Annotated in this window: 15 protein-coding genes, 1 pseudogene and 1 other annotated feature; of the genes and pseudogenes, 10 read left to right on the top strand and 6 right to left on the bottom strand. The window is 43.3% G+C overall.

Going from position 1 to position 15,896, the window contains the following annotated elements:
• Positions 1–333: 333 nt before the first annotated feature.
• Positions 334–522: pseudogene (locus tag W293_RS16570) on the top strand (IS3 family transposase); the annotation flags it as partial.
• Positions 523–1,016: 494 nt separating this feature from the next.
• On the opposite strand, the gene W293_RS0114200 reads toward W293_RS16570, so the two are convergent.
• Positions 1,017–2,047, bottom strand: a protein-coding gene (locus W293_RS0114200) for an integrase core domain-containing protein (protein ID WP_198015457.1) whose coding sequence is annotated in 2 segments — positions 1,017–1,795 and positions 1,795–2,047 — 1,032 coding nt in all. The coding sequence is not laid out codon by codon here.
• Between the two features lie 541 nt (positions 2,048–2,588).
• On the opposite strand from W293_RS0114200, the gene W293_RS0114185 reads away from it, so the two are divergent.
• The 8 genes from W293_RS0114185 (at position 2,589) to W293_RS0114150 (ending at position 9,213) form a co-directional block, all read left to right on the top strand.
• Positions 2,589–3,191, top strand: coding sequence for a cytochrome b/b6 domain-containing protein (locus tag W293_RS0114185; protein WP_025653063.1), 603 nt, complete (start codon positions 2,589–2,591; stop codon positions 3,189–3,191).
• A gap of 24 nt (positions 3,192–3,215) precedes the next feature.
• Entirely contained in the window at positions 3,216–3,887 is a 672-nt protein-coding gene (locus W293_RS0114180) for a response regulator (protein WP_025653062.1), read from the top strand.
• A gap of 49 nt (positions 3,888–3,936) precedes the next feature.
• Positions 3,937–5,478 carry an ATP-binding protein gene (locus W293_RS0114175; RefSeq protein WP_025653061.1) on the top strand — a complete coding sequence of 514 codons (1,542 nt, stop codon included), beginning with the start codon at positions 3,937–3,939 and terminating at the stop codon, positions 5,476–5,478.
• 89 nt (positions 5,479–5,567) lie between these two features.
• On the top strand, positions 5,568–6,125 hold the full coding sequence (locus tag W293_RS0114170) for a PepSY domain-containing protein (RefSeq protein ID WP_025653060.1): 558 nt from the start codon (positions 5,568–5,570) through the stop codon (positions 6,123–6,125).
• Complete coding sequence (locus W293_RS0114165) at positions 6,115–6,444, top strand: hypothetical protein (protein ID WP_227502415.1); 330 nt, start codon at positions 6,115–6,117, stop codon at positions 6,442–6,444. Before W293_RS0114170 ends, W293_RS0114165 begins: the two co-directional genes overlap by 11 nt.
• Positions 6,445–6,518: 74 nt before the next feature.
• A complete protein-coding gene (locus W293_RS0114160; RefSeq protein ID WP_084212341.1) occupies positions 6,519–7,628 on the top strand; it encodes an FAD:protein FMN transferase in 1,110 nt (369 codons plus the stop codon).
• 63 nt (positions 7,629–7,691) lie between these two features.
• Complete coding sequence (locus W293_RS0114155; protein WP_025653057.1) at positions 7,692–8,375, top strand: hypothetical protein; 684 nt, start codon at positions 7,692–7,694, stop codon at positions 8,373–8,375.
• A 136-nt stretch (positions 8,376–8,511) separates the two neighbouring features.
• Positions 8,512–9,213 carry a VIT family protein gene (locus tag W293_RS0114150; protein WP_025653056.1) on the top strand — a complete coding sequence of 234 codons (702 nt, stop codon included), beginning with the start codon at positions 8,512–8,514 and terminating at the stop codon, positions 9,211–9,213.
• Positions 9,214–9,244: 31 nt separating this feature from the next.
• On the opposite strand, the gene W293_RS0114145 is transcribed toward W293_RS0114150, so the two are convergent.
• From W293_RS0114145 to W293_RS17540, 5 genes are all read right to left on the bottom strand, one after another.
• The gene (locus tag W293_RS0114145) at positions 9,245–10,099 is read right to left on the bottom strand and encodes an SDR family oxidoreductase (protein ID WP_025653055.1); all 855 of its coding nucleotides are present in this window, start codon (positions 10,097–10,099) and stop codon (positions 9,245–9,247) included.
• Positions 10,100–10,176: 77 nt separating this feature from the next.
• Positions 10,177–11,133 carry a TauD/TfdA family dioxygenase gene (locus W293_RS0114140; protein WP_025653054.1) on the bottom strand — a complete coding sequence of 319 codons (957 nt, stop codon included), beginning with the start codon at positions 11,131–11,133 and terminating at the stop codon, positions 10,177–10,179.
• A gap of 173 nt (positions 11,134–11,306) precedes the next feature.
• Positions 11,307–12,959, bottom strand: coding sequence for an AMP-binding protein (locus W293_RS0114135; RefSeq protein ID WP_025653053.1), 1,653 nt, complete (start codon positions 12,957–12,959; stop codon positions 11,307–11,309).
• Between the two features lie 63 nt (positions 12,960–13,022).
• Positions 13,023–13,874, bottom strand: a complete 852-nt coding sequence (locus tag W293_RS16850) for a thermostable hemolysin (protein ID WP_025653052.1) — start codon at positions 13,872–13,874, stop codon at positions 13,023–13,025.
• 594 nt (positions 13,875–14,468) lie between these two features.
• Positions 14,469–14,555, bottom strand: coding sequence for a DUF45 domain-containing protein (locus W293_RS17540; protein ID WP_240990549.1), 87 nt, complete (start codon positions 14,553–14,555; stop codon positions 14,469–14,471).
• An 82-nt stretch (positions 14,556–14,637) separates the two neighbouring features.
• On the opposite strand from W293_RS17540, the gene W293_RS0114120 reads away from it, so the two are divergent.
• Positions 14,638–15,857 (top strand): IS3 family transposase gene (locus tag W293_RS0114120; protein WP_392397033.1). Its coding sequence is split into 2 segments (ribosomal slippage): positions 14,638–14,914 and positions 14,914–15,857, totalling 1,221 coding nucleotides; the frame shifts between segments, so codons are not numbered across the junction.
• Positions 14,913–15,029, top strand: a sequence feature (AL1L pseudoknot). (Overlaps the previous gene by 117 nt.)
• Positions 15,858–15,896: the final 39 nt, after the last annotated feature.

Below are 15,896 nucleotides of genomic sequence, written 5' to 3'. Positions count from 1 at the left end.
TCAAACCCTAATATTAACAACCTCACCTGAGTAAAATATCAATTTAAACGAAGGCTACTAACGCTATATATAGCATAGTGTTAGTAGCCTTTTTTAATGTCTCAAATGCACAAAATATAAGCGCATATATACCATGAAGTAAGATTTATAGCCCCTCAATAGTTGAGTTTTTGACATCTAACAAATTATGATTTCGCTCGTAGAAATTCATCAAATCCTCATTAATAATGACAGTGTGGATTCCTGATAAGATTATTATTGGAGAATAACTTAGCACACACATTGAACCGCCCCGGTATTGTCGGAGACTTAACATTCTGAGAGAATACGACAATGAAAAGACAAACCTACACTCCTGAAATGAAAGAGCGCGCCGTCCGTATGCTAATTGAAGCTAAAGACGATTACCCATCCACCTGGTCAGCCATCAAAGCCATAGCGCCAAAGATAGGTTGCACGCCTGAGACCCTACGATCATGGCATAAAAAGCACATTGATAAAACCATTCCTGCAAAGATTCAAGCTCAAACCCCAATATTAACAATATCACCTAAGTAAAATGCCAAATTAAAAAAGGTTACCGAGGCTATATTTGGTATAGCATTGGCAACCTTTTTTTATGTTTTTAATATTTAAAAGTAAGTTTATACGTTCATTATAATCAGATTTTCAGTCCCTCGATAGCGAAGTCATCATCACCTAAGCAGTTATGTTCTGGCTAGTACATTGCAGTCGCTGAGAAACAGATCAAAAATACAAATATTTAGTGTAGGAGTAGGTTTTTAATCAACTGTCTGAGTAATCCGATGATGAATAGACCTTAGGTGCAGCCATAGTTTTCCAAGCCTAAATAGTACGTTTTACCGTACCTTGCCTTATATCAAATAAATATGCCTCAACATCACGAATAACAGAAATGCCTGAACCAGCTCATTCAGAACTAGTTATTGGCATACCTATTCCAAGTTTAATTCAAGTGGTAACCCACCCAAACCTAAGACACTAATCTAATAGAATTAAGCTGCGTGAAATAGTTTCTGCATTGGCGTAAAGCCGCCATTGCCCATGTTCGGGCGCTCGTTATTGTAGTGGTACAACCAGTGTTCTGCTTGTTCTCTGACTTGAGCTAAAGTAGTAAACAGCTCTTGGTTTAACCAATCATACCGCATCGTTCTATTATAGCGCTCTACATAAGCATTTTGCTGTGGATGACCAGGCTCAATATATCTGATAGCAATATCTTGCTCTAGTGCCCAGTCTTTGAGTGCATTACTAATGCACTCAGGACCGTTGTCACATCTCACTTGATCAGGCTTGCCTCGATATTCAATCAGCTGATTCAGACCGCGTATCACTCTTTGAGCAGGTAGTGAAAAGTCAATCTCAACGGTTAGCGCATCAGGCATAAAGTCCATGCTCCAGCTTTGATTGATACTATCAGGTACTGCTAGAGGTATGGGTTTGTCACGTTTAATACGGCGCTTGGGCTTGATTCTAAGGTTCAATTCAAGATCGCAGTAGATGCGATACACGACGCGTTTGTGGTTGTAGGGCAACCCCAGAAAGTTATACAGACTTAAAAAGCATAATCCAAAGCCCCAATTCTTATTCTTCTGCGTCAGATCTATTAATAAATCCGCTATTAGCTTGTTTTCATCAGAGGCAACTGACTTATGATAGTAGCAAGTGACGCTGATGTTAAAGATATGGCAAGCCCTGCGTATGCTAATAAAACGCTCTTCAAGGTAGTGACAAGCCATCTCACGGCGCCTTGATGGCGCTACCATTTTTTTGACATGACATTCTGTAATATGTCAGATTTAAGACATTCATCGGCATACATCTTCTTTAGTCGAGCGTTCTCAATTTCAAGCTCTTTAAGACGTGAGATTAAAGAGGCATCCATACCGCCGTATTTAGAACGCCAGTTATAAAAGGTGCTTTGTCCAATATTGTGGTCACGGCATAGCTCAGTGATAGGGACACCTTGCTCTGCTTGCTTTAAGATGTTGACGATTTGGTTGTCGCTAAAGCGGATCTTTTTCATAGGGTTCTTCTGCTGATAGTTTAGCAGTTAATCTCTATTTCTAAGCGTTCTTATTTATCGGGAGGATTGCCGGAGTATGCGCAGTACTGAAGGGATGGCCGAACGGATCGATCAAGGTTTGCAGCGACGCAAACGCTGGATATTGCCTGAACCTGTTTCGCACCTTGGCAGCTTACTGTAGCGAGTCGCACCGGCTCTGTACTTGCATCAGGTGCGTAAACGCTTTAAAGGCGAACTACGATAAATTAATTATTGGATTCGTCTCAGCTTTTATTCTAATATTGTGCCGTTTAAAAAATAATGTTGCTAGCAACGGTATTTTAAACGGTATTTTTTATCACCACCTAGAAATGTCATGACATATTACTCACTATATGAGTGTTTGGTTTTTAGCTTCCTAAGCTAGCCTTAAGGTTTGTTTGTTGTAATAGCAGTAGAGCAGATGATGTAACGTCTAGCCTACTAGCGGTATCTCGCCTAGGTTTGATGTCTAGCAATTATATCGTCAAAAAATAAACGAACTATTAAGGGAGTGATGACCATGGACCAAAACAGTACAACGAATCCGACACACGAGTCTGATATATTGTTATCAAACATTCCTAAAACCAGACAAGTACGAGTTTGGGATATTTTGGTCAGAGTGACTCACTGGGCCGTCGCGGCTGGTATCACTGCTAATTTGCTTTTTACCGAAGAAGGCAGTGAGCTGCATCAATATGTCGGTTATACCGTGGTAGGGTTAGTGATTGTACGTTTGCTTTGGGGTTTAGTTGGCACTCGCTATGCACGCTTCAGTGACTTTTTTCCTACATCGTCTCGTATTAAACGTCACCTATCTGATTTAAGTGCTCGCCGTATGGATGAGCAGCATCTTGGTCATAACCCATTGGCTGCCATTATGATGCTATTGTTATGGGCCGTGATTATAGGGTTAGGCGTGAGTGGTTATTTGATGGAGGCAAGAATTTTCGGTAGTAAAGACATCCTTGAAGAAATTCATGAAATACTTGCCAATAGTTTATACTCACTTGTCCCGTTACACATTATCTCTGCGATTGTCATGAGTTATTGGGAACGGCAAAATCTGATTAAGTCGATGATAACCGGTAATAAAACGGTAACGACGCGTCGCCCAAGATAAAATAATCAACGAAACAGGACAGTCATGGCACGCATACTATTAATAGAAGACGATAGCAATATTGCTGAAGGTATTGTTGTCGGGCTAAAAAGCCATGGCATGATGGTCGATTGGTTTAGTGATGCTAGGCAAGGTGAAATGGCACTGCAAGAGGATATGTTTGATGCGGTGTTGCTCGATCTGACGTTGCCAAAAGGTGATGGTATGACTGTGCTACAAAATTGGCGCTATAAACAGCTAGACACACCGGTGTTGATTATTACGGCTCGTGACGCGATTGCCAATCGCGTGGCTGGACTCAATGCAGGCGCAGATGATTATCTAGTCAAGCCATTTGCACTAGATGAAGTGGTTGCCCGTCTGCAAGCATTGATACGGCGTAGTCAGGGACGGAGCCAACCTGAGATTCGTTATGGTGAAGTCGCTTATTGGCCTCACAATCACCAAGTCTCTTATCAAGGTCAAGTCATTGAGCTAACCATCAAAGAAGTGGCCATACTAGAGCAAATGCTAACTCATCCTAAACAGATTCATAGTCGAGCCAGCTTAGAGGACAAGCTCTATGGTTGGCAACAGGATATTGAGAGTAATGCTATTGAAGTGCATATCCATCATTTACGCAAAAAACTGGGCAATGATTTTATTTTAACCAAACGCGGCATCGGCTACTATCTCAATCCAGCACATAGCCATTAAAGTGTTTATGTTCAATTTGGCTTTTAATATATGAGCAACATGTGAGCTTATGAAAAGTATCCAGCAGCGGCTGTTAATCTCTTTACTCATTGGTCTACCCTTACTATGGCTTATCACATCGAGCTTTATTGCTTGGCGGTTATGGCATGAAATTAATGAGATGAATGACACGCAAATCACTCAAGTGGTTCGATATTTGATGGGCGTATCTGCTGATGACAGTGATTCACAAGATGGGGATCCAAAAACTGGAGAACAAGAAGACAGCGACCAAGAGGAAGGTAAAGGAGAGCATCATAGAGAAAAGAGCGAAAAGCCCGCTGCCAAAATATATAATTTAAAAAGTAAAGAGCTGTCAGGTGACCTGGGTGATGCTGAAGATGACTATATGGGCTTTGCCATTTGGGATAAAGAAGGACATCTATTAGTGGCTGATGAAAATGGTCAGTCATTTTCTTTTCTGCCAGACCAGCGTGGTTTTTTAGAAGAATATAACTCTGCTTATCAGCGCCTAAACCCTTTTAGCAAACGCTGGCGGTTATTTTATGCGCATGATGACTATAATGGTGACAATGGCTACGATGACACGCATGAAGGCCGAGTGATCGCTGTTGGTCAAAACCTTGATTCTCGCCGAGAAATGATTGTCGAAGCAATGTCTGTGCAAGTGTTGCCTATGTTGATTGGGCTATTTTCCTTCATGATTTTGGCTATCGGATTGATACGACACGGACTGATGCCGTTAAGCCAAATCAGTGCCGAGGTGGAACAGCGCAAGCTGCAAGATGATAGTCCTATCACAGCAGACGTACCAAAAGAGATTCAGCCTTTGGTGACCGCTTTAAACGTTTTGTTTATAAAAGTGGCAGATACCTTGGCACGTGAACAACGCTTTACCGCTGATGCTTCTCATGAGCTGCGTAGTCCACTGGCTGCGCTCAAACTACAAGCAGACTTGTTACAGCAGCAGCTATTACAACTGTCTGGCATAGAAAACGACAATCAGTTGTTTTATCACACACAAAAGATTAGCGATGGCATTGAGCGTGCGACCCATTTGGTCGATCAATTATTGGTTTTAGCCAAGATAGAGCCGCAACAGCAGTTGCCTCCTGAGCAATTAGAGCATCCAGACTGGCTGATGCTCACAGATTCTGTACTGAGTGATGTCAACCGCTTGGCTCGTGAAAAACACATTCAATTAAAACGCACCGTACACTGTGACAATCCTGCCGATATTTTGCCCATTCTTATCAATCCAGTATTATTTAAGCTATTAATCCGCAATTTACTAGACAATGCCATCCGCTATTGCCCAGAGGGCTGTCTGATTGAACTGCAGTTAGATGTTGATAATATTAAAGTGGTGGATAATGGCTTGGGTGCAGACCCAGAGCAGCTAGCGCGCCTGAGCGAACGCTTCTACCGTCCAGCAGGTCAAACCCAACTAGGTAGTGGGCTAGGACTGTCAATCGCCAATCGAATCGCCGAGCTGCACAACCTCACCTTAGCGTTTGCCAACCGCTCTCAACCAGAAACAGGCTTTGTGGTAACAGTTAAAAGTAAAAGCCCACTCTCAAAACCATTGTAAAAAAATAAATCATACTGTCTTAAGATTGAGTTAATATTCGGTGCGTATGCTACTCGTATTCCCTAATAACATTATATGGAGTACAACCTGTGAGCCTACCGCTCTTAAAACCACTATTATTAACTGTCGGTGCGACTTCCTTAGTATTCTTTGGTGGGGTTATTGCCTTAGCCGTGCAGTCTCCCGAACCTGCTAGTACTTTATCAGTAGCTGATCCCATCACTCAAAATGCTGACATCACACCTAACGCATCATCCTCATCGGTGCAGCAGTTACCTCTTGCTGCGCTTAGTCCTGCGCAAGCGACAGCACTGGCAAAACAAGACGCACCCAATGCGATATTGCAGGCCAATCCAGAGCTCATCAACTATAACGGTAAGGTCGCTTATGAAGTGCTATTAGATAATAGCGCCACTTATATTGACGCCAATTTAGGCACGGTTCTAAATCCGGTAGCGACCAATAATTATCGTGTTGAGAATTTTTATGAAGACTACGATGAAGATGATCGAGATGAGCATCATGATGACGACAGGGACGAAAATGAAAAAGTCGGCAAATACCGTGACGAGGATTACAAAAAGAGTGATCATCTAATCGCAACGAGCTACAAACACCATGAGGAGGAAGATGATTATGATGACTAATACACAATCAACGGCCCAAGCAACTCCAAAGAAACCTGCTAATAAGACGAGTAAAAAAGCTGATCCGTTCGCCTTTCTTAAAAGCAGTATCATGATTGCATCGATTGCAGGCACGATGGGTGGATGGTTATTTTTGCTCAATCAAGAGACAGACAGCCCATCTGTGAGCGCCGTCACTGTAAATACTACAGATTCTGGGAGTGGTGAGCTAGCTGCTGCATCAATACCCATTGTTGACATCACACAGCTGAGGCAGGTCAATGAAGCTGCTCCTGTAGAGGCAATAACAGTCGTCGCCCGTACGCGTTCTTCTCAATAACCAGCAAATCAATAAATAAGCAAAGATGAGTAATGATTGAGCTTATACCCTATCGCAAAAAATGGAGTCTTCTGATGAGTAAGAACACGACAAAATTGGCGACTCTGAAACTGGCGGCGATGGGTTGCCACATTCAAATAACGTTAAACATTACCAAGATTGGCACACAGCACTCGCAGGAAATAATAGATCACCAAATTTCTTTGTTAAAAAGTGAAACTCAGCAGCGTTTAGCACGCTGGGAGCATATATTTAGTCGTTTCGATGAAACCAGTGAGCTCATGAGACTTAATAATCATACCGACCAATGGAGGGAGGTAAGTGCAGAGTTGTTTGAGGTCTTAGGTCGCGCCATATATTTTGTTGTAGAAACTCAAGGTCTCATAACCCCAACCTTACTCAAACCGCTCTGGGCTGCTGGTTATAGGCAGTCATTTGAAACCTTGCCAAAAATGTCTACGCCATCTATACCCGTAATTACCTCAAACTCTGGCTCAAATGCCGCCACATACTTACAAGCTCAACCCAATGCTAACAATCCTAATCAGCAAATAGACAGTATTCAGTGTCGCCGATTGGTTGATGGTCAGCATCAGATCTACCTGCCCGCTGGAATAGCACTTGATTTGAATGGTTATGTCAAAGGCTGGTGTGCCATGCAATTAGCTGAGCAGATTAGTCGAAGTCATGACTGGCAACTCCCTTGTTTGGTAGATATGGGCGGTGATATAGCAATCGGTGTCCCAAGAAGCCAAGCCCTAGATAATGCAATAGACAGTCCAATTGTTTGGGGCGTGGCAATTGCTAAACCTTACTGTGCTAATGGCGAGCATATGCAAAACGACCAAGATGTCGCAATTCTTACTTTGAGATCTGGTGCTGTCGCCACTTCTGGGCAAGATTATCGGCGCTGGTGGCATAAAGGTCGCCCGCAGCATCATTTAATTCACCCTCATTATTCCCGTCCGGCTATCAGTGATGTCCTGACAGCAACGGTCATGGCTGCGGATACTGTAACAGCAGAGGTATACGCAAAATATTGTGTGCTCCTCGGCGTTACAGAAGCAATAACATGGCTGAACCAGCATCATATTGCGGCGCTCTTAATTGATACGAATAACAACGTGATATCGTCCATTGCTATTGAGCCAAATTTGAGTGAGCCCAACTTGGTTGCCGTCTAACGACTCACGCTCTATACGCCAGATACCAATATATTAAGTAGATGCATTCATAGGAGTATCGTCATGCATACAGACAATCTTACTCACAGCCAGGCTACTTCTAATACGTCGCTTCTTGTTCAGGTTATGTGGATTGTATTGATTTTGAGTATTGCCATCGGAGTCGGCAGCTACATGCTATTGATGTGGGGAGAGACGGTCTCACAACTACTGACCGCCACAGATAAGCATTTTTGGTATTTATCACGGGCAAGTGGTGTGATTGCTTATGCTTTATTTTGGCTGGCAGTGGTTTTTGGTTTATTACTGAGTACACGCTTAGGAAAGCATTTTAATGCGGCTAGGGTATTTGCCTTGCATCAGTATTTAAGTCTGATAGCGGTAGGCTTTGCCGCTTTTCATGCTGGTATTTTATTGGCGGATAACTATCTAAATCTGCATATATGGCAGATTTTAGTACCTTTTGGTTTCCAGACTGATCGGGTGGGCGTGGCATTGGGACAGATGGGGTTTTGGCTGTTATTTATCTGTGCATTCAGTTTCTATATTAAGAAGTATATTGGTCAATCAGTGTGGCGATGGCTACACTTTTTGACCTTTACAGCTTATATGCTTATTAGCATCCATGTGTTTATGGTGGGATCTGACAGTCGAGCATTACCGTTGCTGTTATTTTATGCAAGTAGTCAGACATTGGTTTTTGTATTGACTAGCTATAGATTATTGATGATGAAACAAGTCAAGTGACTATTTAATTGGCAATTCGATTGACCGTTCAAATGACTATGTATGGAGCGTTATAGTATCAAGCGGTATAAACTGCAGTGATATTATAAGCTACACTAGGATATACCAATCCGTGTCTATACCTTTTAAGGATTTTATGCATCATTATTCTATTCATGACGAAGCACATTTGAGCAATCGCAATCATTGGTTGAGGGCAGCAGTGCTGGGTGCGAATGATGGTTTGATTTCGACAGCCAGTTTATTGGTTGGGGTAGCGGCTGCCAGCCCAAGCAGTCAGACATTGCTGTTGACTGGCATGGCCGCGTTGACCGCAGGTGCGTTGTCGATGGCGGCTGGCGAGTATATTTCTGTCTCATCACAAGCGGATACCGAAAAGGCGGATCTCGATAAAGAGAGACATGAGCTGACGCATAATGCTGAGCGTGAGCTAATAGAGCTCACAAAAATTTATGAAGCGCGTGGACTTGAGCATGATTTGGCACATCAAGTGGCCGTAAGCTTGACTGAGCACAATGCCCTGGAGGCTCATGCTCGTGATGAGATAGGCTTAACGGATCTTAGTGAAGCGAAGCCTATTCATGCATCAGTTGCCTCTGGACTATCATTTATAGCGGGGGCGATACTACCGATCATTGGGATACTACTATTACCAGCGGAAACACTGGTTTGGTCACTGGCCTCTTTGACGATAGTAGGCTTAATGCTACTTGGGATCATCTCTGCTCGTTTGGGCGGTGCGCCTGTTGTTCCTGCTACTACTAGAGTAGTAGTTTGGGGGGTACTAGCTATGGTAGCAACCTCATTGATTGGCCGCTTATTTGGCGTGGCCATTTAACAACATACTCACTCCATGACAACCTAACTGGTTACTGTCCTTTTTTAGCGTATTGTTTGATGGTGGGTAGGTCTTTGACAATGGCATTGCCAACAATGTTGGGAAACAGTCGATTGAGCCATGCAAAAAAACGCTCGGGAAACCCCAAATGCTGATGCGCCTGCTTGGTTGATATAAAGTGAATCAACGCTTTTGCGACGGTCTTAGGCGAGTCCATTTTCACTTTCAATGCCTCATTCATGGCGACGACTGCATCTTTATTCATGGTGGTCTTGGTGGCTCTAGGCGCAAAATATCGAAACTTCACTGAGGTGTCGGCATACTCGCGGCCTAACGCTTCACTTGCGCCGCGTAAGGCAAACTTGCTAGCGCTATAAGCACTAAAACCTGGGTAGCCAATACTGCCAAAGGTTGAGCCAACACTGATTATTTGGCTCGGACTATGCTGTGCTATCAAGATAGGCAGTAGTCTTTTTATGAGCTGTAGTGGATACGCCACATTGACCAACATCATCTGTTCGATCGTATCATCACTTTGATCCGTGAGTAATGCAAAGTCATTGATACCTGCATTGAGTATGACAGTATCAATGACGTTTCCATGGCCTTGTGTCATTTCACCCAGCCCCTCTAACAGTAGCGATTGCGACGCCTGCGAGCTTAAGTCACATGTATGAGACAGAAGCGGGACATCAGGATAGTCTTTGGTCAACTCATCCACTAAATGCGTCAAGGTTTGATTGTTACGCCCGATCAAGATTACCGGTCGATTATTGGCACATAATTGCCGTGCGATCTCTTGTCCGATACCACCCGTGGCACCAATTAGTATGGTGTATTGCAGGGTAGACTGTATTAGGGCTGATTGACCATTAGGTAGTGTCATGATATCGCATCCTTGTTGAACAATTATTATTAAAGCATGGATTATTGAAGCACGGATTGTAGTGATATGCGCTGTTGCTAATCGTCTGAGTGATTAATGCCATGCTTAATTCCAAGACCCATCGCAATATACAGCTTACGCTCTGCTAAGGGCACGTCAATTTGTCGACGACCATGCATGATGCGTTTGTTGTCTAGTATCACCACATCACCATTTTGCCACGCAATTTCTTGAGTATGCACTTCACAGATTCGAGTCAGCTTGGCTATTAGCTCATCATCAACGCTTTGACTATTCGCTAGGGTGAACTTAGGTTTTTCATAGTTAAATGATGGCCCAAGTAATGTGTTTGCAAAGGCGAACTGCCCGCTTAAGTTGTCCTCTCGGATAGCAGGTACCTGTAACACGTACCGAACGCCGCCATCTGTCTGAGGCTCTACATGATGCGTTAACGTCTTGCTCGTCGTCGCAGCGATAAATTTATCTAAATCATCCAAGCTTATTTGATCAGCGGCATCTGTTCTGCCGGTCGCAGTAGCCACGTAATTTTGCCAAATTGCTTGAGGTAAATAGCGACTGATACGCATCGGCTGACTAAAAGTGGCTTTTAGCTCAGGTGATAGTGCTTGATACACAGCATATCCATCACATATCGTTGTTTGTGAGCCTTTTTTGGCGCTTAACTCACTAAAAAAGGCAATGACATCAGGTGGCATCGGCGTATTGCCATTTTCGATATGTAGTCCAATAGCATGCGCACCTGCGTCCACTTTTTGGGCTTCAGAAGTGATGTTTTGACGGGCAGGATCATAGGTTAAGGTCTGACACAGTTGACTCATCAACTGACTAAACGTGTCCACATCGTAGTGATGACCTCGAAGTAACATCCAACCATGGGTTTTTAAGGCCGTTAAAATATCAGAGGTCTTAGGTAATGATACGCTGGCAGACACTTGAGAGGTTAGTACCTCAGGAGTGTCAATTTCGATAACGTCACTTTTTATCAAATCATTTAGCATAAGAGTGGTTTGCATAATGCTGTCCTATAACGATAAGTGGTAAAAATATATGTAGGCTAACGGCTAGCTTTGATCTATTTAGGTTTGGTCTATTTATGTACTATCTAAACGGTCAACGGCATTTTTCCTACTATGTTTTATTAAAAGCTTAGTAATAGAGTCTGTTGTGCTGCTGGTGAGAGTGTCCGTTATAAGCCGAGTGCTGATTTATAAGTCTCAAGAATTTGTAGTCGTCGCAATTTACCGTTATCGGTTAATAATCCATTGTCAGTGCTGAAAGGTAGCTCGGCTAGATGCCACTGTTTGATACGAGCATAGTCAGGCAAGGTTTGGTTTACGATATTTAGTGCTTGTTTGATAGCAGATTGTAAATCACTGTTATCTGCTGATGTCGCGTTAGGGTTGGCGACTATCACCGCAGATAGATGAGGCTCACCATCTCCGAGTACCGCCACCTGATAGATAATAGGCTGCGTTGAGAGCTGCGCTTCTACCCATTCAGGCGAGATATTTCGGCCAAAACTACTAATAAGCACGTTTTTGCGTCGACCTGTGATGTATAAATAGCCGTCGTCATCTAGATGACCGATATCCCCTGTGGCAATGATGCCATGGTCTTCGTTGCTATTATCATGGTTTAGGTAGCCTTGCATCGCATTGCCCGTGACCATCACTTCGCCACTGGCTGCGATGCTGACCGATGCATGAGGCATAGGTTTGCCCACGCTGCCTGCGCGCTTTGCTTTAGGCGTATTTAGACTGACCACAGAGCCACATTCAGACAAGCCATAGCCCTCATAGACAGGCAAGTTTAAGGTGTTAGCATCTTGTAATAATTTGGGTGAAACTTTGCCGCCGCCTACTGCCATAAATCTTAAGGATGGCAAAGCAATACTAGGCGTACACTCGCCACTAGTGCTTGTGCAAATTTGGGATTTTTCATTAGCTGCCATTTGCTCGCAAATGGCTTTTAGCATTTGTGGTAATAAAATAACACTGGCGATATCATGGGTTCGTACGGTTTTTATCAGCCGCTCGGCATCAAAGGCTTGATTGGATAGCAAACCAAATTGATCAATTTGCCCTGTCACCAAAGTACGGCCCATGTATAGGCTCACGTAGACGCCTGCCACGTTTTCTAACAAAGTGGCAAAAGGCAACACGCTCAAATGACTAAATTTGCTTGTGGTCTCGGTAACTTCTGAAGTGTTAGCAGCGTCATTTTTCAAGGTGTCAGCTAGCGCACCCGATAACGACTCAACAATACGCATCAAAGTATCTTGACCCAAACATACGCCTTTTGGCATACCAGTACTGCCTGAGGTGTAAGTCACTTTGCAAAAATCGTTGGCAGTAGAGGAATTTTGAGAGGTAAGGCTAGGGTCAATGATAGTGTCAGTAAGTTGATAAAAGCTACCTTTGATATGAGTCGCCTGCTCAGACTTAATGGCTTTTGTCTCTGGTGTATCAGCGATCACCCAATGATCCATATTGTCTATGATTGGCATTGTTAAACTAGCTCCAACATATACCGTCTCTATCTGCGCATCTTGTAGTAAGTGCGCAATTTGTGATGCACTAAAGAATAAGGGGATTGGCACAACGACCGCGCCGACGGTACTCAATGCCAAATCGAGTATGATCCAATCTATATCATTATGGGTATATAAAGCGACACGCTTGCCTTGCCATATGTCTAATGTCTCATGGAGCACCGACAACGTGCGTTGAAGCTGGCCATAAGTCAGACTGATCGTTTTGTCATTGTCTATCGTCTGTATCGCCACTTGCATAGGTGACTGACGGGCATGCTCACATATCGCGGTATAAATGGGTTTCATGTTATTCTCACTGTCTTGTAGTGGTGCAGTGTTATTGGTTGATGGTAAGCTAATGAATGAGTATTAAACGGTTATCTTATTTAGCGTCAAACGAGTGGCATAATTCATCTCTAACGTTTCGTTATAGCGATAATGAGGGGCGCATACCCGCTTAGCATCTGCCACATTGATGGCGACCACCAAAGGGTTGTGCTGATAGTAATGGCCCCATGATGATACTTGCTCAGGGTCTTCTAGCGCTTCTGCAGTGGCCTTGGCAATAACATGGCTGCGAATGCCCATATGCGCCAATATATGTCGCACAGCATCGGTGCCAGTACACACTACCCAGTCTGCTTTGGTTTGGTATTCATGAGTCGTAGGATTCAGGGTAGGGGTAGATAAATAAAACACCAAAAATGCTATCATAAGCCGCGCGCTACCAGCACAACCTGATGCTAAATTGCCAATCTCAAAAATGCGCTGACGATTGACTAGCTCGCCTGCTACTCTACTGATCTCATTTTGTATTGGCGTGTTTAAATACTGCTCTAAAAATATCTTATCTTCACAGATAGGTTTTAGACCGATAGCAACGCTCGTGCCTTTAAACGCGGGCAAAGTATCATCGTCAGCGGATAACCAATCGCCATAGGATGGCATATCGGCAAAACCTGAAAACAAAATAGGCATAAAGTAGCTTAATCTAGCGTGATGGATGTACTCATATATTTGTTTGATGAATGCTTGGGCATCTTGATTTTGAGTATATGAAGTAGGCGATGTCGCTATTGGAATTTGAGTGCTGGCGCGTATATATAGGGATGAAGGTATTCCTTGCACCTCCAATATTGACATTGGCTTAACGGCTTCAATATAGAAGGTCGTATTTAGAACATTCTGCAAGGTATGAGTGCTATCAATAGATAATGACATCAGCTGTCTCCAAATGGCTAAAAGCTTTTAGCACGATTAACATCATGGAAGCATGATAAAGGAGCAACCTTAACTGAACCTTAAGGTTGTATCGTTTTTAACAATCAAACCCCGGTATTGACAAACCCCAATATTAAGCACATCAACTAAGTAAAATACCAATTAAAGAAAGGTTGCTAACACTATGCACAAACCCCAATATTAAGCACATCAACTAAGTAAAATACCAATTAAAGAAAGGTTGCTAACACTATGCACAATATAGTGTTGGCAACCTTTTTTACTTCTATAAAAATCAGTCACATCGTATATGAATTTATGATATTGATATTCTTATAACCGCACTAATGAGGTGGTTAGCATCTGACAAATCTCAAGCCAGCCTATATCTAGCTTAAAAGTAGCGAATCTATATATCTGATCAGACAATAAGATACTACTCTCGCTGTTGCCAGTCATTTTGACCTACAGGCAACCGATCAAGTAAGTCACGTCTCGATCTCCAGTCAGATATGTGTGTATCTAATAATGCTTTAAATCTATCGTTGTGCTATCGTTCCTTAAAGTGTAATAACTCATGCACGATAATATACTCTAAACCGGGAAGGGCTTTTTAGCCAATTCAAGATTAAGTAATATTCGCCATTGCTCGATATTGCAGCTACCCCATTTAGTTTTCATCTTTTGTACTTGCTAGCCACAGACAGTCCCATTGAACCGCCCCGAGATTGTCGGAGACTCAACATTCTGAGAGAATACGACAATGAAAAGACAAACCTACACTCCTGAGATTAAAGAACGCGCCGTTCGCATGCTGATCGAAGCAGAAAACGACTATCCCTCTACATGGTCAGCCATTCAAGCCATTGCCCCTAAGATTGGCTGTACGCCTGAAACCCTACGATCATGGCATAAAAAACACATCGATCAAACTATTCCTGCCTCAGTGCAAGCGCAAAGCGACAAAGAACGCATCAAAGAGCTTGAACGCGAGAATAAAGAGCTCAAGCAAGCTAATGAAATCATCAGAAAGGCTGCGGCTTTTTTCGCCCAGGCGGAGCTCGACCGCTGACTAAAATCATGATTCAATTCATCGACGACAATAAACATCTTTATGGGGTCGAGCTGATCTGTAGAGTATTACCGATTGCCCCGTCAACTTATTATCGTGCTAAAGACTTGGAGGATTGCCCTGAGAAGCGTTCCCTTCGCAGTCAGCATGACGACTTTTACATCAGTGAAATCAGACGCATCTGGACTGACAGCAAATGCCGTTATGGTGCGCGTAAAGTCTGGCAGCAGATGAAAGCTGATGGGTTAAAGGTTGCTCGTTGTACCATAGAGCGTTTAATGAGACAGCATGGCCTACAAGGTGTCTGGCGCGGTAAGGGTAAAATAACAACTCACAGCCGTGATGATCAAAAGCGTGCTGATGACTTGGTTAATCGTAACTTTAGCGCTCATCGCCCTAACCAGCTCTGGGTGGCAGACTTTACCTATATCAAGACGATAAGCGGCTGGGCGAATACCGCTTTTGTTATTGATGTGTTTGCTCGCGCTATCGTCGGCTGGAAAGTATCTAATCGTATGAATACCGATATGGTAATGGCAGCATTAAATCAAGCGATAACAGATAGAAACAATCCCAAAGATGTGATTCATCACAGTGATCGAGGGGTTCAGTACTTATCTATTCGCTATACCGATAAGATGACGGACTGCGGCGTGATTGCTTCTGTTGGTACAACAGGTGATTCATACGACAATGCACTGGCTGAAACGGTCAATGGACTCTATAAATCTGAAGTAATTGACTATTTAAAGCAGAACTGGACTGGTGTGAACGATGTTGAACTGGCAACCCTTGAGTGGGTGGACTGGTTTAATAAAACCCGTTTACATGGCACGATTGGATATGTGTCACCCTTTGAGTTTGAAAAGCGGTATTATGATAATTTAACCCTGTCAGGCATCGCTGCCTGACTCAAGTAAATCACTCTCCGATAAAGTCGGGGCGGTTCA

The organism is Psychrobacter sp. TB67 (assembly GCF_000511065.1).
Classification (GTDB): domain Bacteria; phylum Pseudomonadota; class Gammaproteobacteria; order Pseudomonadales; family Moraxellaceae; genus Psychrobacter; species Psychrobacter okhotskensis.
This window is presented reverse-complemented; position numbering and strand designations above follow the sequence as displayed.

Coding starts and splice junctions, on each gene's coding strand:
- W293_RS0114185 (WP_025653063.1), top strand. CDS start 2,589: ATGGACCAAAACAGTACAACGAATCCGACACACGAGTCTGATATATTG.
- W293_RS0114180 (WP_025653062.1), top strand. CDS start 3,216: ATGGCACGCATACTATTAATAGAAGACGATAGCAATATTGCTGAAGGT.
- W293_RS0114175 (WP_025653061.1), top strand. CDS start 3,937: ATGAAAAGTATCCAGCAGCGGCTGTTAATCTCTTTACTCATTGGTCTA.
- W293_RS0114165 (WP_227502415.1), top strand. CDS start 6,115: ATGATGACTAATACACAATCAACGGCCCAAGCAACTCCAAAGAAACCT.
- W293_RS0114160 (WP_084212341.1), top strand. CDS start 6,519: ATGAGTAAGAACACGACAAAATTGGCGACTCTGAAACTGGCGGCGATG.
- W293_RS0114155 (WP_025653057.1), top strand. CDS start 7,692: ATGCATACAGACAATCTTACTCACAGCCAGGCTACTTCTAATACGTCG.
- W293_RS0114150 (WP_025653056.1), top strand. CDS start 8,512: ATGCATCATTATTCTATTCATGACGAAGCACATTTGAGCAATCGCAAT.
- W293_RS0114145 (WP_025653055.1), bottom strand. CDS start 10,099: ATGACACTACCTAATGGTCAATCAGCCCTAATACAGTCTACCCTGCAA.
- W293_RS0114140 (WP_025653054.1), bottom strand. CDS start 11,133: ATGCAAACCACTCTTATGCTAAATGATTTGATAAAAAGTGACGTTATC.
- W293_RS0114135 (WP_025653053.1), bottom strand. CDS start 12,959: ATGAAACCCATTTATACCGCGATATGTGAGCATGCCCGTCAGTCACCT.
- W293_RS16850 (WP_025653052.1), bottom strand. CDS start 13,874: ATGTCATTATCTATTGATAGCACTCATACCTTGCAGAATGTTCTAAAT.
- W293_RS17540 (WP_240990549.1), bottom strand. CDS start 14,555: ATGAAAACTAAATGGGGTAGCTGCAATATCGAGCAATGGCGAATATTA.